This is a genomic window from Rhodococcus sp. ACT016 (genome assembly GCF_050477185.1).
Lineage (GTDB): Bacteria > Actinomycetota > Actinomycetes > Mycobacteriales > Mycobacteriaceae > Prescottella.
Map to the genome: position 1 here is coordinate 1,414,711 of NZ_JBEAET010000001.1, position 19,844 is coordinate 1,434,554.

Consider the following 19,844-nt stretch of genomic DNA (forward strand, 5'->3'; position numbering starts at 1 on the left):
CGGAACACGAGAACGGCACCCGACGGGCGACCCCCCTCCACCCGCCGGACGAAGGGACCCTTCCCACGCTCACCGCGTGGGAAGGGTCCCTTCCGCCGTCACAGCCACCGTTCTGTGGGGCGGGTGCACCACACCGGCGAACCGGGCCGCGACGAGAACGCAGACGAGCGGCACGACCATCGCGACGGTGAGCGGCACCAGGTGCGTCAGCCACCCGATGGTGGCGGGGCCGACGAGAAACCCGATGTACCCCATTCCCACCACGCGGGACATGTTGGCGCCCGCCGCGCCGGTGCCGAGGTTGCCCGCGGCGGTGAAGATCTGCGGCACACACCCCGACAGCCCGAGCCCGAACAGCGCCCAACCCAGCAGCGTCGTCGGCAGCCACCCCGAGACGACGACCAGACCGATGCCGACCGCCGCGATCAGCGCCCCGTAACGCACCACGGCGACGGGGCCCAGCGTGGAACTGACGCGGTCCGCGGTGAACCGGCCCACGGTCATCGTCAGCGAGAACGCCCCGAACGCGAGGGCCGCGATCGAACCCGAGACGTCCAGGTGCTCCTTGACCTGCAGCGTCGTCCAGTCGTTCGCGACACCCTCGGCGAGCATCAACGCGAACGCGACCGCGCCCATCGCCAGCACCCGCGGCGCGTACCGAGCCCGGGGTCGTCGCTCGTGTTGCTCGGGGCGGGCGTGCGCCGCCGGCGGCAGCAGTCGTGTCGTGCACACCGCGATCACCACGACCCCGAGCACGGACGCCGCGGCAAGCGTCGTGGTCGGTGACCAGCCCGCCCGGATCGTCACCGCCCCGACGACGGAGCCGACGACACCGCCGATCGAGAACATGCCGTGGAACGCCGACATGATCGGTCGGCGGTACGCCTGCTCGACGAGGACGGCCTGCGAGTTCATCGACACGTCGAGGGCGCCGTTGCCGAACCCGAAGATCATCAGCGCCAGGCCCAGCTGCCACGCGGTCGAGGCCAGGCCCGGGCCGATCGTCGCGACCGCGAGCAGGGTCCCGCTCAGCGCGACGAGGAGTCGACTGCCGTACCGGTCGGCGAGGGGCCCCGACAGCTGCATGCCCGCGATGGCGCCGATCGCCAGGAGCAGCAGCAGCGATCCGAGGGTCGAGTGGGCGATGGCCGTCCGGTCCTCGATCGCGGGGATGTGGACCACCCACATCGCGAGCAGGAACCCGTTGATACCGAAAACGCCGAAGATGGCGGCCCGCGCGGAGCGGAGATGCGTCGGCTGCTCGGTTCGGGTCTGCACGTCCCCCTTTGTACCGAACTCTCGGACGAGCTGAAGGGTCCCTTCGCGCGGGGAGCGTCCGGCGGGACCCTTCAGTTGGGTACGCGTCAGAGTCGGGCGAGCAGCGCCGGCACCGGGTCGGTGAGCATCGCCCCGAGATCGGCGAGGAACTTCGACGCCTGTTCACCGTCGACCAGGCGGTGGTCGACGGTCACGCTCAGCGTCGTCACGTCCCGGGCCACGATGTCTACGCCCACCACCCAGGGCCGCCGGTTGATTGCGCCGAGCGCAACGATCGCCGCCTCGCCGGGGTTGAGGATCGGGGTGCCGGTGTCGATGCCGTACACCCCGACGTTCGTGATGGTGATCGTCCCGCCGGTCAGATCCTCGGGCGTCGCGCGGCCGGATCGGGCGGTGTCGGTGAGGTCGCCGATCGCGCGACACAGGTCGGGGAGCGGCAGCGTCTCGGCGTCCCTGACGTTCGGCACCACCAGACCGCGGTCGGTCGCGGTCGCGATTCCCAGGTTGACGTAGTGCTTCGTGACGATCTCCTGCGTGTCTTCCGACCACGACGAGTTCAGCGCGGGATACGCACGCAGCGTCAGCAGCAGCGCTTTCGCGACCAGCGTCAGCGGCGTCAGGTGCAGGTTCGCGAACGCCGTCGCGGCGCGCAGGCGTGCCAGCAGCTGCACGGTCTCGGTGACGTCGACGGTCAGGAACTCCGTGACGTGCGGGGCGGTGAAGGCGCTGGACACCATCGCCGCCGCGGTCTGTCGGCGCACGCTGCGGATCGGTGCACGGGACTCGCGCCCATCCTCGGACGCCGCGGCCGCGGGGGTGGGCGCCGGTTGCGCGCGCCGGACGTCGTCGACGGTGATCGCGCCGCCCCGTCCGGTACCGGTGAGAGTGGCCAGCTCGATCCCGAGTTCCCGTGCGGCGCGTCGGGCGGCGGGGACGGCGTCGACGCCGGCTTCCGGCGATCGGGCCCGATCGGCGACCGCACGCCGGCGCCGGCTCGGGGTCGGGGTCGAAGGCCCGTAGCCGACGAGGACCGAGTCGGCCGTCGGCCCGCCGTGCGACTCGGCGCCACCGGCCCGCGTCGACTCGATCCGGATCAGTGCGGTACCGACGGGCACGGTGTCGCCCGGCCGCGCCAGCAGCTCCCGCACCACACCCGCGAACGGCGACGGCAACTCCACCAGTGCCTTCGCGGTCTCGACCTCCGCGATCACCTGGTTGAGCGCGACGGTGTCGCCGACGGCCACCGCCCACGACACCAGCTCGGCCTCGGTCAGCCCCTCGCCGAGATCGGGCAGCCGGAACTCCTCGACGTCGCTCACGCCGCCAGCACCTCGTCGACAGCGCCGAGGATCCGGTCGGCGTCGGGGACGTGGTACTTCTCGAGCTTCGCCGGCGGGTACGGGACGTCGAATCCGCCGACCCGCTGGACGGGGGCCTCCAGCCGGTAGAAGCAGCGCTGCGAGATACGCGCCGCGATCTCCGCGCCGAGACCGGCGAACACCGGGGCCTCGTGCGCGACGACGAGCCGTCCGGTGCGACGGACCGACTCCTCGACGGTGTCGAAGTCGATGGGGGACAGCGACCGCAGGTCGACCACCTCGAGCGACGTGCCCTCGGTGCCGGCGATCTCGGCGGCCTGCAGCGCGGTCGGCACCATCGATCCGTACGCGACGACGGTGGCGTCGGTCCCGGTACGGGCGATCCGCGCCCGGTCGAGCGGCAGTTCGGGCGGTGCGTCGACGTCCACCGCGCCGCGGTCCCAGTAGCGCCGCTTGGGTTCGAGGAAGACGACCGGATCGTCGAGGGCGATCGCCTGCCGGATCATCGCGAACGCGTCGGCCGGAGTGCTCGGGGCGACCACCCGCAGACCGGCGGTGTGCGCGAAGTAGGCCTCCGGCGACTCCGAGTGGTGCTCGACCGCGCCGATCCCACCGCCGTACGGGATGCGAATCGTCAACGGTGCCGTCACGTGCCCGCGGGTCCGGTAGTGGATCTTCGCGACCTGCGAGACGATCTGATCGAACGCGGGGTAGACGAACCCGTCGAACTGGATCTCGCACACCGGCCGGTAGCCGCGCAACGCCAACCCGAAGGCGGTACCGACGATCCCGGATTCGGCGAGCGGGGTGTCGATCACGCGGGCCGGACCGAAGTCCTTCTGCAGCGTGTCGGTGATGCGGAAGACGCCGCCGAGCTTGCCGATGTCCTCGCCCATCAGCACCACCTTGGGGTCGTCCTCGAGGGCTCGTCGCAGCCCCGCGTTGAGGGCGGCGCCGAGCGTCATCGTGGTCCCGGCACCGGCGGAAGCGGTCATGACAGGGCCTCCTCACCGGCGGTCAGGTTGTCGAGGTATGCCCGGTAGGCGGCGCGTTCCTCGTCGATCAGGGGATGAGCGGTGGCGTAGACGTGCTCGAACAGCTCGTCCGGGCCCGGGTCGGCGGCCTCGAGGGCGCCCGCCCGCAGCCGGGAGCCGACGTCGTCGGCGCGGTCCGCGACCCGCTGGGCGAAGGCGTCGTCGAACAGTCCCTCGCGGACCAGGAGTCGGCGCATCCGGTCGATGGGGTCGCGCGCCAGCCACACCTCGTTCTCGGCCGCCGTCCGGTACCGGGTCGGGTCGTCGGCGGTGGTGTGCGGGCCCATCCGGTACGTGATCGCCTCCACGAACGACGGGCCGGCGCCCTCGCGGACGTGTCGGGCGGCCTGGCGGGTCACCGCCAGCACCGCGAGGACGTCGTTGCCGTCGACCTGGACGGCCGGCATGCCGAATCCGGCGGCGCGTCGGGCGATCGGGCTGGGGCTCTGCAGGTGCACGGGTTCGCTGATGGCCCACTGGTTGTTCTGGCAGAAGAAGACGACGGGGGCGTTGAAACTCATTGCGAACCCGAGCGCCTCGGACATGTCGCCCTGGCTGGTCGCGCCGTCGCCGAAATAGACGAGCGTGGCGATCTCGGCGCCGTCGAGATGCACGCCGAGGGCGTATCCGGTCGCGTGCAGCCCCTGCGACCCGACGACGATCGCCGGGTTGGTCATGTTGACCGCCGCCGGATCCCAGCCCGAGTACGCGCATCCGCGCCACATGCGGGTCATCACGGCGGGATCGACGCCGCGGCAGTACGCGACGGCGTGCTCGCGGTAGCTGGTGAAGATGTAGTCGTCCGGGTTCAGTGCTCGCACCGAACCCACCTGCGCGGCCTCCTGCCCGAGCAGCGGGGCCCAGATGCCCAGCTGGCCCTGCCGCTGCAGTGCCGTCGCTTCGGTGTCGATGCGCCGCGCCACCACCATGTCCTCGTAGAGGTCCCGGAGTTCGGCGGGGCCCACGTCGGACACCAGCGTGGCGTAGTCGGGTCGGTGTACGCGTCGTCCGTCGGGTTGGACGAGCTGCACCGGAAAGTCGATCTTGTCGGCCATCGGGTCACCTCGCTGGCTTCGGATCCGGCGCCTGCCTCGTGAGCGATCGCCGGATCATTGTGCTTCACCTCACAGGATCCGCCGTTTCGCGATCTGCGCAAGCATCATCGTCACGATTCAGCAGCATGCACAGTTTTGGGGGTGCCGGTGCGGGCATACTGCGGATTATGACCACTCTCGACGGCACCGACGCCCGCCTCTTGCTCGAACTGTCGCGCAACCCGCGAGCGACTGGGGTGGACCTCGCCCAGCGACTCGGCCTGTCGCGCAACACGGTCCAGGCCCGCCTGTCCCGATGGGAGGGATCCGGTGCCCTCGGCGGCTTCGACCGTCTGGTCGACCCGCGGGCGCTCGGCTACCCGCTCGCGGCCTTCGTCGCCACCCAGGTGGACCAGCACCGACTCGACGACGTCGTCGACGCGCTCGCCGACATCCCGGAGGTCGTCGAGGTCTACGGAATGACCGGGCTGACCGACCTGTCGGTGAAGGTCGTCGCGACCGATGCGGACGATCTGTACCGGCTGGCCGGGCAGATCCTCAAGATCCCCGGTGTGGAACGCACCAACATGGCGCTGGTGATGCGGGAGCTGGTGGGGCCGCGAACCGCCCCATTGCTCGAGCGGACGGCCGGACAGTGAGCATTCCGTAATCCCGGCGTGAGAAGCTGCGGGAGGCTAGCATCTGCGGACGGGTGTCGAGGGGGCGTCGAATCCGAACATGCAGAGCAGTCGTTCTTTACCGTTCGAAACTACGCGAGATACGGCAGGGGAGTGAGCGCAATGGGCATTGTGGGCCTGAACGAGGATGCCGTCTCGACGTGGATCACCGGACTCGGCGTCGGTGCCCTGGCGCCGCTGTCGTACGAGCGGATCGGCACCGGTCAGTCGAATCTGACGTTTGCAGTGCGTGATTCGGGCGGCGGTCGGTGGGTGCTGCGCCGACCACCGTTGGGCAAGCTGCTCGCGTCCGCCCACGACGTGGAGCGCGAGTATCGAATCCTCTCCGCGCTGCAGGGAACTGGTGTTCCGGTCCCGAAGATGCTCGGTCTCACAAAGGATCCGGAGATCACGGATGCCCCGCTGGCCTTCATGAGCTACGTCGACGGCCTGGTGATCGACGACGAGGCGGCGGCGGAGCCGCTCACGCCCGAGCGGCGCCGTGCGATCGGACTGGCACTGCCCAAGGCACTTGCGAGCATCCATCGAGTCGACCTCGAGAGCGCCGGTCTGCTCGACCTGGCCAGCGCCAAGCCCTACGCCGGGCGTCAGCTCAAGCGGTGGACCACGCAGTGGGAGCAGTCCAAGGTTCACGATCTGCCCGACGTCGACGCTCTCGCCGAGCGCCTGTCGCGCAACATTCCGCTGCAGCGGGAAACGACGCTGGTGCACGGCGACTTCCATCTGAGCAACGTCATCACCGCACCCGACGACGGGCGGGTCGTCGCGGTGCTCGACTGGGAGTTGTGCACGCTCGGCGACCCGCTGGCCGACCTCGGTGGGCTGCTCGCGTACTGGCCGCAGCGCAGCGACGGCGTGCGCGGGCCGTTCATGGCGTCGACGCTCGAGGGCTTCCCCACCCGGGACGAGTTGGTCGACGTCTATGTCCACGAGACCAAGCGCGATGTGTCCGCCGTCGGCTTCTGGCATGTCCTGGCGCTGTGGAAGCTCGCGATCATCGCCGAGGGAGTGCTGCGGCGCACCATCGACGACCCACGCAACCGGGCCGAACGGGGCGGTCCGACAGCCGAACTCATCGACGGCATCGTGCGGCGCGCGGTCGCCACCGCCGACGAGGTCGGGCTGCGCTGAGCGCGTCCGCCTAGTCGTCGGAGGTCACCAACAGGTTTGCGGCGCTACGGATCTCGGGTGGGATCGGGACCGGCCTCCGGGTGTCGGCGTCGACGTACACGTGGACGAACCGCCCGGTTGCGGCCAGTTCCAGGATTCCGTCCGGGTCCTCCCGGAAGATGGCGAGCGCGTACACGATGCTGCTGGTCCCGAGGTGTTCGACCGACAGTCCCACGTGCAGTTGGTCCGGGAACGACAGCTCGCGCAGGAACCGGCACGACGATTCCGCGACGATCCCGATCGCGGGCAGCTCGCGGATGTCGATTCCGGTGCTGGCCATGAGCCATCCGTTGACCGCGGTGTCGAAGTACGAGTAGTACGCGACACCGTCGACGATCCCGTAGTGGTCGTTGTCGGACCAGCGGGTCGGCACGGGCCACAGCGCCGGGAACGCCTCGGCGCGCGGCTCGGGCTCGTCGCGGGCTGCCATGGGATCAGACGATAACGCCTCGCGTTCGACTAGCGCAGCTCGTCGTCGCGTCGCAGCAGGAACGGAACGACGAACCACAGCCCGACGAACACCAGCGCGGTGAGTGCGCCGATGAGCTTGGCGCCCCAGCCGCCGACCGCGACCTCGGCGACGATCAGCACGGTCCCGACCATCGTGGCGGCGAGGAACGCCGAGCCCGCGAGCGCGCACCGGTTGGCCTGGCGGATGATGTCCTCGCGACGTCGGTGCCGGAACAGGATCCGGTGCCACACCGCAGGAGCGATCAGCAGCGCCGACGACGCTGCCGCACACAGCACCGTGCCCAGGTGCAGTGCGCGCACGTAGGTGGACTGTTCCGCGTAGACGTTGGTGAAGACGACCGCGAGCAGGAACGCGAACAGGATCTGCACGCCGGCCTGCTGCACGCGGAGCTCCTGCAGCAGCTCGCTGAAGTTTCGGGCGAGTCGCGCGTTCGGCGTCTCGTCCGAGATCGGCGGCGGCAGGTCCTCCATCTACGACCTCGAGAACTCCGACGCCCGCCGGATCTGGTCGTCGCTGGGCCGCACGCCCGTGTACAGCGCAAACTGTTCGGCCGCCTGCAACGCGATCACCTCGGCGCCGGTGACGACGGTCTTGCCCCGGGCGGTCGCGGCGCGGACCAGCGGGGTGTCCGGCGGCATCGCGACGACGTCGAACACGGCCTCCGCCGCGGCGATCGTCGCCTCGGGAAACGGAGACGCGTCGGCGTCGGGTCCGCCGGCCATGCCGATCGGGGTGGCGTTGACGAGGAGTTGGGGGTGCGCCTCGCCGAGGTCCGGTTGCCACTCGAAGCCGTAGGTCTGAGCCAGTGCCGGTCCGGTCTCCGAGTTACGTGCCACGACGGTGACGGTGTGGAATCCGCTGTCGCGCAGCGCGGCGACGACGGCCTTCGCCATGCCGCCGCTGCCGGCGACGGCGACCGTGAGGTCGGGACTGAGACGGGCGCGCTGAAGGAGGTCGGCGACGGCCTGGTAATCGGTGTTGTAGGCGTGCAACTCGCCGTCCTCGTTGACGATCGTGTTCACCGAGTCGATGGCGGACGCCGACGGGTGCACCACGTCGACGTGCTCGATGCACGCTTCCTTGAACGGCATCGACACCCCGCAGCCGCGGATGCCGAGGGCGCGGATTCCCGCGATCGCCGCCGGCAGGTCGGTGGTGGTGAACGCCTTGTAGACGAAGTCGAGGCCGAGCTCGTCGTACAGGTAGTTGTGGAAGCGGGTGCCGATGTTGCTGGGCCGACCCGACAGTGACATGCACAGTCGGGTGTCCCTGGTGACGGTGTCGGTGATCGTGCGGCTCACCCGTCCACGCTAACCGCCGTCCCGCGCTCGTGTCGGCGACTCGTCATCGACACCCACCGACGACGCCCCGCCCGATCGCGAGGGCGGTCGGGCGGGGGAATCGGGCCGGGCAACCCGCGGAGACGTCACGCCCCTCGGGGGTCGCCGCCTGCGCACGGTGCGTACGTCGAGCTGGCGAAGTCCGGCACATCGGGAGCGGGCGAGGCGACCAGGGGTGCCTGTGCCGTCCACGCGTCCGGCTGAATCGTCGGCTTGATGAAGGCGTTCTTGAGCGTGGCCCAGGCCTTCGCGCCACCGGCGGGCGTCTCACCGATCAGCTCGGCGAGCCACTTGCCCATCGCCTCGTCGTTCTTCGCGTCTTGCGAGTAGTCGTAGGCGTCCCAGATTGCCTTGCAGTAGCTCATGATGTCGTTGGGTCGCTGCTCGGCCGCGGCACACGAGGTGGTGTAGTAGGCCTGGACCAGCGGTGAGAGGGCATTGCCGTCCCGACCGACGATGTCGGTGACGCGGACGACCTCCGACGGGGGCAGCGCCTCCTCCATCGTCGGGCCGTAGTAGAGGGCGTCGACCTGCTTGGCCTTGAACGCCTGGACGGCGGTCGCGGGCGCGCCGACGGCCACGAACGTGACATCCTTCGCAGGGTCCATGCCCGCCGCGCTGAGCAGCGCGGAGATCCACAGCTCGGTGCCGGACCCACGAGCGATCACACCGATGGTCTTGCCCTTCAGGTTCTTCACAGTTGTGTTGGGATCGGTGGGGTCGCCCTTGATCTCCGTGCCCGGCTGCGCGATGACCTCCATCGAGTTGCCGACGGTGCCGCCCATGGCTTTCACGCAGGCGCCCTTGTCGATCGCCGGCCACATCAGGGCGGGCACCATGGTGTCCACCGCGATGTCATTGGAGATCAGCGCGGTCGCGAGGCTGTTGGCGTTGTCCATCGTGACCAGCTCGACATTGACCCCACGCTGGTCGAAGAATCCTTCGTTCTTCGCGACGTATGTCATCAGGTCGGCGGGCACACCGCGCGACAAGCCGACCTTGAGGACGGCGCCCTCGCCGTCGGCCCCGGAGCTGGCCCCAGCGCTGCTGCTGCACGCTCCCAGTGAGAGCGCGGTGCCCGCTGCGGCGAGGAGGGCAATCGCGTTGCGCGTCCAATTACGTTGACGACTCATCTGGTTCCTCATGTCTGTGTACGGCTTTTCGGGGTCTCGCGCAGGGCGGTTCTTCGGCTTGGGATCAGTCTTCGGACGGGCGCTGCCGGCGTGCGGCCATCTCCTCGACGAGGATGGGGACACCGAGGTTGCAGGAGTGGATGCCGACGATCGTCGCGAGCTTGAGCACCTCGAGGATCTCCTCGGGGGTCACGCCCATGTCCAACGCGGCCTGAATATGACGCCTCGTGCCGGGCGCATACATGTGGGTCGCCGACGCATCGACGGCGATGCACAGCAACTGCACCACCTTCGGCGGGATGAGGCCGCTCTGGAACGGCTGCATCGCCATCTTCATGTACAGCTCGGTCCACTCGGGATCCATCTCGTACAGGCCGTCCCAGAGCTCGTTCCAGCCACCGCCAGCCTTCATGCCCTCGACAACCGGGTATTCGCTGTTCGTTCGACTCATCGTGTCGTCTCCTGTCGGCCGGGATCCTGTCGGCGGGTTTCTCTGTGCCGGGATCGGCGAAGTGAAATCAGATGGGGGCGCCTGCGCGAGTCCGCGCTCGAACGGCGTGCCCTGGGTGACGCAGATCACGGTAGCGCGACGCTCGGGTCGAAACTTGACGGTTCGGGTCGCCAAACTTGACGATTGGGGCTAGTTTTCTCGCGTGCTGATGCTCCGAAGTGCCGTTCTCAACGGCTATGTCGAGGTGGCGGAGTCGGTGGGCCTGAACCCACATCCGCTGATGCGAGTCGTGGGGATCGACCCGGGTGCCTTCGCCGCCACCACCGGGTGGATCTCGGCGCACTCGGTGGACCGCCTGCTGGAAATCTCGGCGGCTCAGTCCGGCTGCGCGGACTTCGGCATCCGGATGTCCGGCGACCGCGGTCTGTCCAGTCTCGGCCCGGTCGGACTCGTCGCCCGGGAGGAACCCGACGTCCGCAGCGCGTTGGGCATCGTCCTACGTCACCTGAACCTGCACAACGAGGCCATCGGTCTGACTCTGACCGAGTCCCGAGGCCTGGCCACGTTCCACGTGCAGTCCGCCTCCGGGATCACCCTGGGCCGCCAGTCGATCGAGTTGGTGGTCGCGTCCGTCTTTCGAATCCTTGCCGATCTGCTCCCCGCGGACTGGCGCCCGGTGGCCGTCTATTTCGCGCACGAGGCCCCACCGGACACCGAGATGCACCACCGGATGCTCGGCGAGACCGTGATCTTCGGGCACGAGATCGACGGGATCATCATTCCGTCCAGCGACCTGGACACACCGAACCCACTGTCCAACCCGCTGCTGCGCCCCTTCGCGCAGGAGTACCTCGGGCTGCTGGCCCCGGCCACCGGCACCTCGATGTCGTTCCAGGTTCGCGATCTCATCGCCGCGCTCCTGCCCACCGAAAGTTGCTCCGCCTCACGGATCGCCCGCAGCTTGGGAATGGACCGACGCACTCTGCATCGCCATCTGGCCGACTCGGGCGAGTCGTATTCGTCGATCCTCGACGCCGTGCGCAGAGAGCACGCCCAGCTGGCGATCGAGCACGGCAATTGCTCCTTCACCGAGCTGGCCGCCGAGCTGGGGTTCTCGGAGCTGAGCGCCTTCTCTCGGTGGTTCCGGCAGCGATTCGGCGTAAGCCCACGGGCGTGGGCGAAGAAGTTCGCAGCCGATGGTTCGACGGGGCGGGGCGGATGGAGGCCGCCGCCGAAACCTCCAGTTCCGCTTGGAAGTTCGGCTGCGAAGCCGGCGTCCGGCGCGAGGCCGTCCGGGTGAACCGAGCCGTGGCAACGGCTCCGTGAAGATCCTCCCAATTCGTCAAGTTTCGCGACCCAAACCGTCAAGTTTGAGTCCGAGGCCCGCGCTACCGTGATCTGCGTCACCCCGGTAGCCGCGTGTGGTGTCGTCCCCATCGTCGATGACGTGTGACGGCATACCGCGTTGGCCCAGTCTGTGTTTCCGGCTGGCGCCTCTTCCACGAATGGAGATCTGCAATGCATTTCCAAGACGATGCGTTCTTCCCGGAGAACCAGGACAAGCTGGTCATCACCGTCGCGCCGTACGGCCCGGAGTGGGCGGTGGAGGACTTCCCCGAGGATCTGCCGCTGACGATGGACGAGCACGTCCAGCAGGCGGTGGACTGCTTCGAGGCGGGCGCGACCGTGCTGCACATCCACGTGCGCGAGGAGGACGGCAAGGGCTCCAAGCGCCTGTCGAAGTTCAACGAGCTCCTCGGCCGCCTGCGTGAGGCGGTGCCGGAGATGATCCTGCAGGTCGGTGGCTCGATCTCGTTCGCGCCGGAGGGTGATGGGGCGGACGCGAAGTGGCTGCCGGACAACGTTCGTCACATGCTCGCGGAGCTGGATCCGAAGCCGGACCAGGTGACGATCGCGATCAACACCAGCCAGATGAACATCATGGAGTTGATGACGCCGGGCGACATCAAGGGCACCTCGCTGGAGAACGCCGAGCTTGCCCACACCTACCGCGAGATGACGGTGCCGGCCGGCCCGGAGTGGGTCGAGGAGCACCTGCGTCGGTTGCAGGCCGCCGGGATCCAGCCGCACTTCCAGCTGTCGAGCATTCCGCAGCTCGAGACGGTGGAGCGGCTGATCCGTCGCGGCGTGTACACCGGTCCGTTGAACCTGACGTGGGTGGCGATCGGTGGCGGCTTCGACGGCCCGAACCCGTACAACATGATGCAGTTCATCAACCGGGTCCCGGACGGCGCCTGCCTGACCCTCGAGACTCTCATGCGGTCGGTGCTGCCGGTCAACACGATGGCGATCGCGATGGGCCTGCACCCGCGCTGCGGCAACGAGGACAACCTGTGGGCGCCGAGCGGCGAGGTCAAGATCACCTCCGCCGAGCAGGTCCGTCAACTGGTCCGCGTCGCCCAGGAACTCGGCCGCGAGGTCGCCACGGCGAAGGAAGCCCGCGACATCTACAAGATCGGCACCACCTACAAGGACGCCGACGAGACCCTCGAAAAGCTCGGCTACGCGCCGAACCGCCGCCCCGGCCAGGTCGGCTTCACCCAGCACGCCTGACGATCCGCCGGCGCAAGCCTTGCCGAGGCAGGACAGGGCGTGCACCCGCCTGCCTCCACCAAACTTCAGTAACCAGAGGACTTTTCATGAGCACAATCCGCACGCGCGCGGTCAAGACGGTAGCGATTGCCGCAACGACCGTCGGCGCGATCACCCTGGGGGCATGCGGTGGGGACACCTCCGCTGCAGACGGCGGTGTGATGAAGGTCGGCATCACCCAGGGCGTGCCCGGCGATCTGATGGCGGTCGTCGCCGAGAACGAGGGGTTCTTCGACAAGCGTGGGGTCGACGTCGAGTTGATGCCGCCGTCATTGACCACCGCCCAGTCCGCCGCGGTGATCTCCAACGACCTCACGGTCGGCACCATGGTCCCCGGCACGCTGTGGCCGGCAACCGACAAGGGCGCCTGCGTGAAGGCGCTCGGCTCCACGCTCGGCAACACGCTGGAGGTCATCGCGCAGCCGGGCACCGAGATCAAGGGCGACCCCACCGATCCGAACACCACCATGCAGAGCCTGAAGGGCAAGACCATCGGTGTCACGTCCCGTGGGTCCGGCATGGAGCTGTGGATCACCGAGTTGCTGAACGAGGCGGGCCTCGACCCGGCGAAGGACGTCACGTTCGTGGCCGTCGGCGCCCCCGCGACCGCCATCCAGGCGTTCAAGGCCAAGCAGGTCGACGCCATGTACTACGGCCCCACGATGGAGGAACAGCTGCCCCCGTCGGGCGTCGTCCGCGTGACCGACATCGTCGGCCGGGACGGCAACGCGCTCTCCCCGCTGGTCCAGGGCTACCCGTCCGCGTCGTGCAACACGATCGAACAGCGCCCCAACGACGTGCTCAACTACTGCAAGGCCATGTGGGATGCCTACGACTTCTCCCAGGATCCGCAGAACGCCGCGACGATGGCGAAGTGGCTCGGTGAGCTCGTCGGCGTCTCGCCCGAGGGCGCGCCGGCACTGTGGGACTCCATCAAGCACGTGTACATGCCCCTGACCATCACCGAGGAGTCCTGGAAGGCGCAGGCCCCGCTGGCCGGTTCGCCCGCTCCCGAGGCGCCGGACTTCGCCGATACCGTTTACGCGCCCTGCGCAGGAGGTGATCCCCGATGAGCGTGACACCCGCCCGGGTTGCCCGACCCGAAACCCCCGCGACGTCCACTGGCGCGGACGTCGCGCGCGGCGGTAAGCCTGCCGCCGCCGTCAAGGCGAAGAACAAGAAGAAGGTCGTCGTCGGTGCGACCGGTGTGAAGGCGAAGCTGTCGGGTGCGCCGCTGCTGGCGGTGCAGCTCCTGCTACTGGTCGCATTGCTGGGACTGTGGCAGTTGACCTACAACTTCGCCGGCAGCAACAAGCTGGTGGTCTCGAACCCGCAGCTGGTGTGGAAGGCGTTCGTGGCCTGGCAGGACAAGGGCACCTTCTGGCCGGATCTGTGGTCGACGGTGTCGGCGGCATTGATCGCGCTGGTCGCCAGCGCGGTGATCGGTGTCGCGCTGGGCATCGGTCTGGCGCTGGCCCCGAGTGTGGAGGCAGTGGTCTCCCCGTTCCTGGACGCGATCAACGCCATGCCCCGCATCGCGTTGGCCCCGGTGTTCGTGATCTATTTCGGCATCGGCTCGACCTCGAAGATCGTGCTGGCCTTCACCCTGGTGGTCTTCATCATCACCATCAACACCCGCGCGGGTGTCTCGAGCGCGGACCCGGAGCTGCTGCGACTGTCGGTGGTGATGGGCGCGAACAAGTGGCAGCGCTTCTACAAGGTGCTGCTGCCGGTAGCGGTGCCCTCGATCTTCGCGGGCCTGCGGCTGGGCCTGATCTACTCGCTGCTCGGCGTGGTCGGCGCGGAGTTGATCGCGTCGACTGCCGGTCTGGGCCAACAGATCTCCGCGTCCTCGGCCGCGTTCGACCTCGGCACCGTGTACGCGGCGTTGATCGTGTTGGCGATCATCGCGGCGGCGTTCAACGCGGCTTCGGGCCGCATCGAGAAGGCAATTCTCCGTTGGCAACCCCCTCAGGACTCATGATGACGCATTCGACCGTGACCACAACGGGCGCCGCCGGCGCCGACACCATCGAGGATCCGGCCTTCGAGATCCGCTCCGCGACATTGGATTACACCCCGCCGGGAGCCACCACGTACTCGGGTGTGCGGGATCTGTCGATCACCGGCAAGCGCGGCGAGCTGCTGGTGCTCGTCGGGCACAGCGGCTGCGGCAAGACCACCGCGCTGAACCTGATGGGCGGGCTGATCCAGCCGACCACCGGTTCGGTGTCCGTGCTGGGCACCAGCCCCGCCCAGGCTCGCTCGCAGATGGGCTACATGTTCGCCCGCGACGCCCTCTACCCGTGGCGGACCGCACTACGCAACGTCGAGTTGGGCATGGAGATCGCCCACGTCGACAAGGCCGAGCGGCGCGAGCGGGCGATGGACATGCTGCGCAGGGTCGGCCTCGAGTCGGCGGCGGACCGCTACCCCTGGCAGCTGTCCCAGGGCATGCGCCAACGCGTCGCCCTGGCCCGGACGTGGGTGATGAAACCCGCCCTGATCCTCATGGACGAGCCGTTCTCCGCCCTCGACGCGCAGACCCGCGACGTCGTGCGCGACGAATTCCTCAACGTGTGGAGCCAGGAACGGCAGACGGTCGTGTTCGTCACCCACGACCTCAACGAGGCGCTGCTGATCGCCGACCGTGTCGTCGCGATGCGCGAAGGCCGGATCGTGATCGACATGAAAGTCGAACTCGACCGGCCCCGCGACAACATCGACACCGAGAGCTCCGCCGAGTACCGGGACATGCTCGCCGAACTCCGCGAAACACTCAACAAGCACTGACCTCGCAGCACTTCCGAGACATCGAGCAGGGGCCGGCCCAGTCGATGGGCCGGCCCCCTGCCGCGTTCCCGGCCACCCCGGTCGAACGTCAGGAATGCGGGAACTTCGCGGCGTGGAGCGTTCCGGCATTTCCGAACGGCTCCTTCGTCATAGCCGTAGGTTTGCGCCCTATGACCAGCGACACTGGATTCGCCTGCTCGTGCTGCGGCGAGCATCACGCCGAGCTGCCGATGAGCTACTCGATGACGGCTCCCGCTATCTGGGACCCGGGCCTCGCGGGGCCCCTGGCTACCTACTCTCGGAGGACCAGTGCGTCATCGGCGATCAGTACTTCTTTATCAAACGCCTGATCGAGCTCCTGGTCGCCGGGAGCGACGACGTGTTCGCCTGGGGTGTTTGGGTGTCGCTGAGCGGCGGCAACTTCGCCGGGTCACCGACCTCTGGGATACACCGGGCCGCGAGTCCGAACAGCCCTACTTCGGCTGGATGACCACCGAGCTCACCATCTATTCGCCAACCACCCTCAACTTGAAGACCAGGGCTCACACTCGCCCGATCGGCGAGCGGCCGTTCGTCGAGCCGGAACCCACGGACCACCCCCTCGCCGTGGAACAATGCGCCGGCATCACCCTGGACCGCATCCGCGAAATCACCGAAATCATGATGTACCCAAGCTCTGAGGCCCGACGACCCTCGGATGGTCAGCTACCGTTTGCTGTACCGCGGCAGGGACTGTCGGCCACGCCCACCGGCCCGAAACACCGAATCCGAAGCCGCGCAGGCCGGCCCGTCGGTAGGTCGAGAGGTTGAGGCCAGCCCGATATAGCGGAAAATCGAGAAGAGCCAGTCGGTACACGATATGTTCTGACCGTTCCAAACAGGCAGGTTTCTCGTCCAGTGCTGCACTCACTCCAGGTGCGTCTACCTGCGTGCCTACTGGGACATGGAGATCAGATATTTCGCAGACCGCAAACAGCGGACTGTAACTACGAAGAGAACGAGGTGTACGGAAAGTGACCGAACTGAGCATCAGCTTGGGGCCTATAGTCAGCGGCCTCTTCGGCTTCCCTCCGCCGTTTCCGATTGGTTCTTTGTGGGGCGCGTTCTCGGTTCAGGGAGCGTAAAGACTGATACCGCCCAGTCTGGAATGCAGTGAGGTTTCCTCACCGGAGTGGCGGGTGCGACCGAAGGCAACCCGCGTGACCGTAGTGGGTCGATCATCGGCCGCGACGTTCTGGCCGGGAGGGGTTGGGTTTGCGACAAATCGACCTCTCCTGGCAGATCCCACGCGATCTGAAGGAAGCTCTGGGTTGAGAACCGAGAACTCGAGTAGTGCGTCGGACGGCACCGGCAGGACTGGTCAGGAGTGGAACTTCGCGGCGTGGATCGAACCGGCGTCGACGCCGTCGTGGCCGACGAGCCACGAACGGCCGTTCTGCCGGCACTCGGCGATCTTGCCGAAGATGCTCAGGAGGAAGTAGATCGCCTGCTCCGGCGACGAAGTGGTGGCCAGCCGGTGCGACTCGCCGTGTTTGGTAATGCAGGGCCCGCGCCGGTGTGGTCCCGACCATGCCGGCGGGTGCATCAGCGACCTCCGGAGATTTCCACAGTCGCTTTCCATGTCGAGCGATCATCGATTGCAGACAGCATGTAGTGAGCTAGGTCGGCGCGGGAGATGGTTCCGGCGTTTGGCAGCCGGGCGTCGACAGCGGTGCGGTAACTGCCCGTGGGGGGCCTGTCCGTGAGCATCGGCGCTCGAATTACCGTCCACTCGGCCTCTTGGGTACGCAACGACGCCTCCATTCGTCTCATGTCCTCATACCCGTGCCGGTACATCCGCTGGACGACGAGACGAGTGACGATCTTCTGCAGGACGGGCGTGTCCGGGGAGATGTCGAGTCCGGCGGAAGATAGGCAGACGAGTCGGCGGGATGGACTCGGACCCATCGCGGCGAGCACGTTGAGGGTCCCTTCGGAATAGACCGTCGTGGGGCGTCTTCGGTCGGTGCTTCCCAAGCGGGACAGCACCGTATCGTGTTCGGCGGCAGCGTGTTTCCAGTGGCCGGCTTCGAGGACATCGCCCGAGACGATCCTCAGCGACGAACTCTCTCGATGCACGATTCTCTCCGGGTGGCGGGCGATCACAGTGACGTCGTGTCCAGCGGAGACTGCCTGGGCAAGCACCGCGGCTCCGGTTCCACCGGTTGCGCCGAGCAGGAGGACTTTCATCGCAACTCACCCTCGGAGAGTGCTTGCAGGACACGGGCGGCAAGCGCTTCTTGAGTCGCGATGCTGAGGTGCAGGCCGTCCTCGGTGAAGGCGTGAACGTCGGCAACAGCCGGCGTGCTGTCGACCGCGAGGTCGGTCATGTCGAGGATCGCGGCGGCGAGAGATGAGAGGTCGGCGTTCGTCCACACTATTCCGGCGTCGCGGAAGAACGGGAACGCTGCGACAAGTGGCTCGTCGACCGGTGTCGGGGTCACCCATACCCAGTGCGAGTCGTCACCCGGGATCGCCTGGGCGCGAAGCTCGGTGAGATTTCGTAGCGTCTCCTGTCGGGTCACCAACTGGGGTCCGTCGGGAGAGCCCAAGCGTTGGGAGTCGTTCCCGCCGAGCATGCAGAATGTCCAGTCCGCTGTCTGTCTCCGGATCGCTGGTACCGCCGCGAGCATCTGCGTGCTGGTGGCGCCGGCGACTGCGAGGTTGGCGAAACTCAGCTCGAGATCGGGACGCTGTGTTTCGAGCGTTGCACGCAGTATCTCGAACCATGAAAGCCGGTCGGCGGTGGTGCTCTCGCCGATGGCCACCAGGCGAGCGCCCCGTTCGAACGGCAGTTTCTCGAGATGTGCGCTGACCTGTGGGTCGGCAGTGAGCCGGGCTGCCACCGCCGTGCGCTGGACGTCGAAAGCGTTGAGGACGGAGCGATAGTGGTCCTCGTCGGTGCCGAAAATACCGGACAGTGTCTCGACGCTCAGATTTCGAGCGTAGGGCAGCGTGTGCTCGGGGCGCTGGAATCGGATGAGCTTCTCGAGCATCGGGTTGGTCATTTCTGGTCCTTCCTGTCGATGACATGGGCCTCGGTCGGAATGACGAACGCGGCCAAGACGATCCAGGCCAGCGATGAAAACCGCACGATCGGGAGCAGGATCGACAACGCGGGAAGCGCGACGGTCAGCGTTGCCACCATCGCGAGGCCGGCGATGACGAGACCTGCCCGGGCATGCCAGCGCGGCAGAATTCGAGCGATCAAACCGGGCACGGCGATTCCTGCGATGAGCAGGCCGTTGGGCACGATGAATCCGGGGCCGCCGGTGATGAACGCAAGGTCGTGCACAAACCGCACGAGTTCGGTGTGCCCCAAGATCTCCGGCCGGGTGAGAGTCCAGGTGACAAGTGCCGACGACGCCATGGACGCCGACGCGAGAACCCCGCCCACGAGACCGATCGTGGGTCCGGGTGCACGGACTCCGAGGCGGTTCAGTCGCACCGACACTGTGGCGGCGAAGATCGCCAGCGGGAGCGCGGCGGCGAACTGCAGTAGTGCCATGACGAGGACCGGGGTCGTATCGGTGTGGAAGTACTCGACGATGGCGGTCTCGTCCGAGTAGGGGGACGGGTAGGTCGCACCGCCGGCAAGGACGATCGGAAGTACCAGTGAGGCCATGAAAAGTGCGACGGTCGCGATTGCGATGGGCGGCAACGGCGGCCCTGTCCGGGCGCGGCGCGGACTGGTGAGTGTGGCGGTCATAACGTCATTCCTCCTGTGACGTCGAGAGTCGTCCCGGTGATCCATGAGGCGCGGTCGCTGACGAGGAAGGCGATCGCTTCGGCGACGTCGACCGGCTGTCCGATTCGGCCGAGGGGCACTCGGGAGGCAATCGCGTCGCGCTGGGGCGCAGGTATGCGCTTGTTCAGTGCGGCGGTCTGGATGATGGACGGCGCCACGCAGTTGGCCCGGACGGCCGACTCTGCGTACTCCTTCGCGATGTGCTCGGTGAGCATGACTACGCCTGCCTTCGCAGCGGCGTAGGCCGCGTTCGCCTGGGACGGTCGACGGCCGGCACTCGAAGCGACGGTCACAATCCGCCCTCCACCCCGCTCCAGCATTCCGGGGAGTACCGCATGGATGGTGAGGAACACCGACGTCAGGTCGGTGTCGATCACACTTCTCCACCGATCGGGACCGAGGGTCGCGGTCGGAGCGGGCGCACCGGCGCCGCCGGCAAGCGTGACGAGCACGTCGATCGGCCCGAGCCTCTGCGTCGCATCGGCTGCGACCTCGGCGAGATGATCGGCGTCGCTCACATCTCCGACGTAGCCGGCGCCGGCGCCGCCCCCTTGCCGCACCTCGGAGACGAGCGCGTCGAGGACCGCTGGGGTACGTCCGTGAACAGCAACGTCGGCACCTAGGCGTGCCAGCGTCCGGGTGACCTCGGCGCCGATGGAGCCCGATGCGCCGGTGATCAGAGCAACGTGACCGGACAGCGATTCAGTAATAGTCATGAATCA

At 67.8% G+C, this 19,844-nt stretch carries 21 protein-coding genes and 1 pseudogene; 8 read left to right on the forward strand and 14 right to left on the reverse strand.

Features of this window, described 5'->3' with window-relative positions; translation table 11 throughout:
- Nucleotides 1-69: 69 nt before the first annotated feature.
- The 4 genes from ACQ5DX_RS06510 to pdhA form a co-directional block, all read right to left on the reverse strand.
- A complete protein-coding gene (locus ACQ5DX_RS06510) occupies nucleotides 70-1,188 on the reverse strand; it encodes an MFS transporter (protein ID WP_430335563.1) in 1,119 nt (372 codons plus the stop codon).
- Between the two features lie 176 nt (nucleotides 1,189-1,364).
- Nucleotides 1,365-2,597: a dihydrolipoamide acetyltransferase family protein gene (locus ACQ5DX_RS06515; protein WP_430331854.1), complete on the reverse strand. Its 1,233-nt coding sequence runs from the start codon at nucleotides 2,595-2,597 to the stop codon at nucleotides 1,365-1,367.
- Entirely contained in the window at nucleotides 2,594-3,592 is a 999-nt protein-coding gene (locus ACQ5DX_RS06520; protein ID WP_430331855.1) for an alpha-ketoacid dehydrogenase subunit beta, read from the reverse strand. The genes ACQ5DX_RS06515 and ACQ5DX_RS06520 overlap by 4 nt, the downstream gene beginning before the upstream one ends.
- Complete coding sequence (pdhA, locus tag ACQ5DX_RS06525; protein ID WP_430331856.1) at nucleotides 3,589-4,686, reverse strand: pyruvate dehydrogenase (acetyl-transferring) E1 component subunit alpha; 1,098 nt, start codon at nucleotides 4,684-4,686, stop codon at nucleotides 3,589-3,591. Before pdhA ends, ACQ5DX_RS06520 begins: the two co-directional genes overlap by 4 nt.
- Nucleotides 4,687-4,853: 167 nt before the next feature.
- Between pdhA and ACQ5DX_RS06530 the strand changes: the two genes are divergently transcribed.
- Together ACQ5DX_RS06530 and ACQ5DX_RS06535 are read left to right on the forward strand one after the other, a co-directional pair.
- The gene (locus ACQ5DX_RS06530) at nucleotides 4,854-5,324 is read left to right on the forward strand and encodes an Lrp/AsnC family transcriptional regulator (RefSeq protein ID WP_430331857.1); all 471 of its coding nucleotides are present in this window, start codon (nucleotides 4,854-4,856) and stop codon (nucleotides 5,322-5,324) included.
- A gap of 141 nt (nucleotides 5,325-5,465) precedes the next feature.
- Nucleotides 5,466-6,494 (forward strand): phosphotransferase family protein, encoded by a 1,029-nt coding sequence (locus ACQ5DX_RS06535; RefSeq protein WP_430331858.1) that lies wholly within the window; start codon nucleotides 5,466-5,468, stop codon nucleotides 6,492-6,494.
- 10 nt (nucleotides 6,495-6,504) lie between these two features.
- Here the strand turns inward: ACQ5DX_RS06535 and ACQ5DX_RS06540 are convergent, their stop codons facing one another.
- From ACQ5DX_RS06540 to ACQ5DX_RS06560, 5 genes are all read right to left on the reverse strand, one after another.
- Nucleotides 6,505-6,963, reverse strand: a complete 459-nt coding sequence (locus tag ACQ5DX_RS06540; protein WP_430331859.1) for an acyl-CoA thioesterase — start codon at nucleotides 6,961-6,963, stop codon at nucleotides 6,505-6,507.
- A 29-nt stretch (nucleotides 6,964-6,992) separates the two neighbouring features.
- Nucleotides 6,993-7,475, reverse strand: a complete 483-nt coding sequence (locus ACQ5DX_RS06545; RefSeq protein WP_430331860.1) for a DUF6328 family protein — start codon at nucleotides 7,473-7,475, stop codon at nucleotides 6,993-6,995.
- The gene (locus ACQ5DX_RS06550) at nucleotides 7,476-8,306 is read right to left on the reverse strand and encodes a shikimate 5-dehydrogenase (RefSeq protein WP_430331861.1); all 831 of its coding nucleotides are present in this window, start codon (nucleotides 8,304-8,306) and stop codon (nucleotides 7,476-7,478) included. It abuts the gene before it with no gap.
- Nucleotides 8,307-8,431: 125 nt separating this feature from the next.
- Nucleotides 8,432-9,478: an ABC transporter substrate-binding protein gene (locus ACQ5DX_RS06555; RefSeq protein WP_430331862.1), complete on the reverse strand. Its 1,047-nt coding sequence runs from the start codon at nucleotides 9,476-9,478 to the stop codon at nucleotides 8,432-8,434.
- Nucleotides 9,479-9,542: 64 nt separating this feature from the next.
- Entirely contained in the window at nucleotides 9,543-9,929 is a 387-nt protein-coding gene (locus tag ACQ5DX_RS06560; protein WP_430331863.1) for a carboxymuconolactone decarboxylase family protein, read from the reverse strand.
- A 208-nt stretch (nucleotides 9,930-10,137) separates the two neighbouring features.
- Here ACQ5DX_RS06560 and ACQ5DX_RS06565 point away from each other — a divergent pair, with 208 nt between their 5' ends.
- The 6 genes and pseudogenes from ACQ5DX_RS06565 (at nucleotide 10,138) to ACQ5DX_RS06590 (ending at nucleotide 16,145) form a co-directional block, all read left to right on the forward strand.
- A complete protein-coding gene (locus ACQ5DX_RS06565; RefSeq protein WP_430335564.1) occupies nucleotides 10,138-11,229 on the forward strand; it encodes an AraC family transcriptional regulator in 1,092 nt (363 codons plus the stop codon).
- A 218-nt stretch (nucleotides 11,230-11,447) separates the two neighbouring features.
- Nucleotides 11,448-12,503, forward strand: a complete 1,056-nt coding sequence (locus ACQ5DX_RS06570) for a 3-keto-5-aminohexanoate cleavage protein (RefSeq protein WP_430331864.1) — start codon at nucleotides 11,448-11,450, stop codon at nucleotides 12,501-12,503.
- Nucleotides 12,504-12,589: 86 nt separating this feature from the next.
- Nucleotides 12,590-13,615: an ABC transporter substrate-binding protein gene (locus ACQ5DX_RS06575; RefSeq protein ID WP_430331865.1), complete on the forward strand. Its 1,026-nt coding sequence runs from the start codon at nucleotides 12,590-12,592 to the stop codon at nucleotides 13,613-13,615.
- A complete protein-coding gene (locus ACQ5DX_RS06580; RefSeq protein ID WP_430331866.1) occupies nucleotides 13,612-14,526 on the forward strand; it encodes an ABC transporter permease in 915 nt (304 codons plus the stop codon). Before ACQ5DX_RS06575 ends, ACQ5DX_RS06580 begins: the two co-directional genes overlap by 4 nt.
- A gap of 14 nt (nucleotides 14,527-14,540) precedes the next feature.
- Nucleotides 14,541-15,335 (forward strand): ABC transporter ATP-binding protein, encoded by a 795-nt coding sequence (locus tag ACQ5DX_RS06585; RefSeq protein ID WP_430331867.1) that lies wholly within the window; start codon nucleotides 14,541-14,543, stop codon nucleotides 15,333-15,335.
- A gap of 94 nt (nucleotides 15,336-15,429) precedes the next feature.
- Nucleotides 15,430-16,145: pseudogene (locus ACQ5DX_RS06590) on the forward strand (DUF2199 domain-containing protein).
- A gap of 550 nt (nucleotides 16,146-16,695) precedes the next feature.
- Here the strand turns inward: ACQ5DX_RS06590 and ACQ5DX_RS06595 are convergent.
- Genes ACQ5DX_RS06595 through ACQ5DX_RS06615 form a run of 5 tightly spaced genes read right to left on the reverse strand, consistent with a single transcriptional unit; the run spans nucleotide 16,696 to nucleotide 19,838 of the window.
- On the reverse strand, nucleotides 16,696-16,920 hold the full coding sequence (locus tag ACQ5DX_RS06595; protein ID WP_430331868.1) for a hypothetical protein: 225 nt from the start codon (nucleotides 16,918-16,920) through the stop codon (nucleotides 16,696-16,698).
- On the reverse strand, nucleotides 16,920-17,564 hold the full coding sequence (locus ACQ5DX_RS06600; protein ID WP_430331869.1) for an NAD(P)-dependent oxidoreductase: 645 nt from the start codon (nucleotides 17,562-17,564) through the stop codon (nucleotides 16,920-16,922). The genes ACQ5DX_RS06595 and ACQ5DX_RS06600 overlap by 1 nt, the downstream gene beginning before the upstream one ends.
- Entirely contained in the window at nucleotides 17,561-18,382 is an 822-nt protein-coding gene (locus tag ACQ5DX_RS06605; RefSeq protein WP_430331870.1) for an SGNH/GDSL hydrolase family protein, read from the reverse strand. Before ACQ5DX_RS06605 ends, ACQ5DX_RS06600 begins: the two co-directional genes overlap by 4 nt.
- Complete coding sequence (locus tag ACQ5DX_RS06610) at nucleotides 18,379-19,083, reverse strand: hypothetical protein (RefSeq protein ID WP_430331871.1); 705 nt, start codon at nucleotides 19,081-19,083, stop codon at nucleotides 18,379-18,381. The genes ACQ5DX_RS06605 and ACQ5DX_RS06610 overlap by 4 nt, the downstream gene beginning before the upstream one ends.
- Nucleotides 19,080-19,838, reverse strand: a complete 759-nt coding sequence (locus tag ACQ5DX_RS06615) for an SDR family NAD(P)-dependent oxidoreductase (protein WP_430331872.1) — start codon at nucleotides 19,836-19,838, stop codon at nucleotides 19,080-19,082. The genes ACQ5DX_RS06610 and ACQ5DX_RS06615 overlap by 4 nt, the downstream gene beginning before the upstream one ends.
- Nucleotides 19,839-19,844 lie beyond the last annotated feature (6 nt).

Bases quoted from the DNA above. Each gene is read 5' to 3' on its own strand.
- ACQ5DX_RS06510 (WP_430335563.1), bottom strand. From the start codon at position 1,188: ATGTGGGTGGTCCACATCCCCGCGATCGAGGACCGGACGGCCATCGCC.
- ACQ5DX_RS06520 (WP_430331855.1), bottom strand. From the start codon at position 3,592: ATGACCGCTTCCGCCGGTGCCGGGACCACGATGACGCTCGGCGCCGCC.
- pdhA (WP_430331856.1), bottom strand. From the start codon at position 4,686: ATGGCCGACAAGATCGACTTTCCGGTGCAGCTCGTCCAACCCGACGGA.
- ACQ5DX_RS06530 (WP_430331857.1), top strand. From the start codon at position 4,854: ATGACCACTCTCGACGGCACCGACGCCCGCCTCTTGCTCGAACTGTCG.
- ACQ5DX_RS06535 (WP_430331858.1), top strand. From the start codon at position 5,466: ATGGGCATTGTGGGCCTGAACGAGGATGCCGTCTCGACGTGGATCACC.
- ACQ5DX_RS06540 (WP_430331859.1), bottom strand. From the start codon at position 6,963: ATGGCAGCCCGCGACGAGCCCGAGCCGCGCGCCGAGGCGTTCCCGGCG.
- ACQ5DX_RS06545 (WP_430331860.1), bottom strand. From the start codon at position 7,475: ATGGAGGACCTGCCGCCGCCGATCTCGGACGAGACGCCGAACGCGCGA.
- ACQ5DX_RS06555 (WP_430331862.1), bottom strand. From the start codon at position 9,478: ATGAGTCGTCAACGTAATTGGACGCGCAACGCGATTGCCCTCCTCGCC.
- ACQ5DX_RS06560 (WP_430331863.1), bottom strand. From the start codon at position 9,929: ATGAGTCGAACGAACAGCGAATACCCGGTTGTCGAGGGCATGAAGGCT.
- ACQ5DX_RS06565 (WP_430335564.1), top strand. From the start codon at position 10,138: ATGCTCCGAAGTGCCGTTCTCAACGGCTATGTCGAGGTGGCGGAGTCG.
- ACQ5DX_RS06570 (WP_430331864.1), top strand. From the start codon at position 11,448: ATGCATTTCCAAGACGATGCGTTCTTCCCGGAGAACCAGGACAAGCTG.
- ACQ5DX_RS06575 (WP_430331865.1), top strand. From the start codon at position 12,590: ATGAGCACAATCCGCACGCGCGCGGTCAAGACGGTAGCGATTGCCGCA.
- ACQ5DX_RS06580 (WP_430331866.1), top strand. From the start codon at position 13,612: ATGAGCGTGACACCCGCCCGGGTTGCCCGACCCGAAACCCCCGCGACG.
- ACQ5DX_RS06595 (WP_430331868.1), bottom strand. From the start codon at position 16,920: ATGCACCCGCCGGCATGGTCGGGACCACACCGGCGCGGGCCCTGCATT.
- ACQ5DX_RS06600 (WP_430331869.1), bottom strand. From the start codon at position 17,564: ATGAAAGTCCTCCTGCTCGGCGCAACCGGTGGAACCGGAGCCGCGGTG.
- ACQ5DX_RS06605 (WP_430331870.1), bottom strand. From the start codon at position 18,382: ATGACCAACCCGATGCTCGAGAAGCTCATCCGATTCCAGCGCCCCGAG.
- ACQ5DX_RS06610 (WP_430331871.1), bottom strand. From the start codon at position 19,083: ATGACCGCCACACTCACCAGTCCGCGCCGCGCCCGGACAGGGCCGCCG.
- ACQ5DX_RS06615 (WP_430331872.1), bottom strand. From the start codon at position 19,838: ATGACTATTACTGAATCGCTGTCCGGTCACGTTGCTCTGATCACCGGC.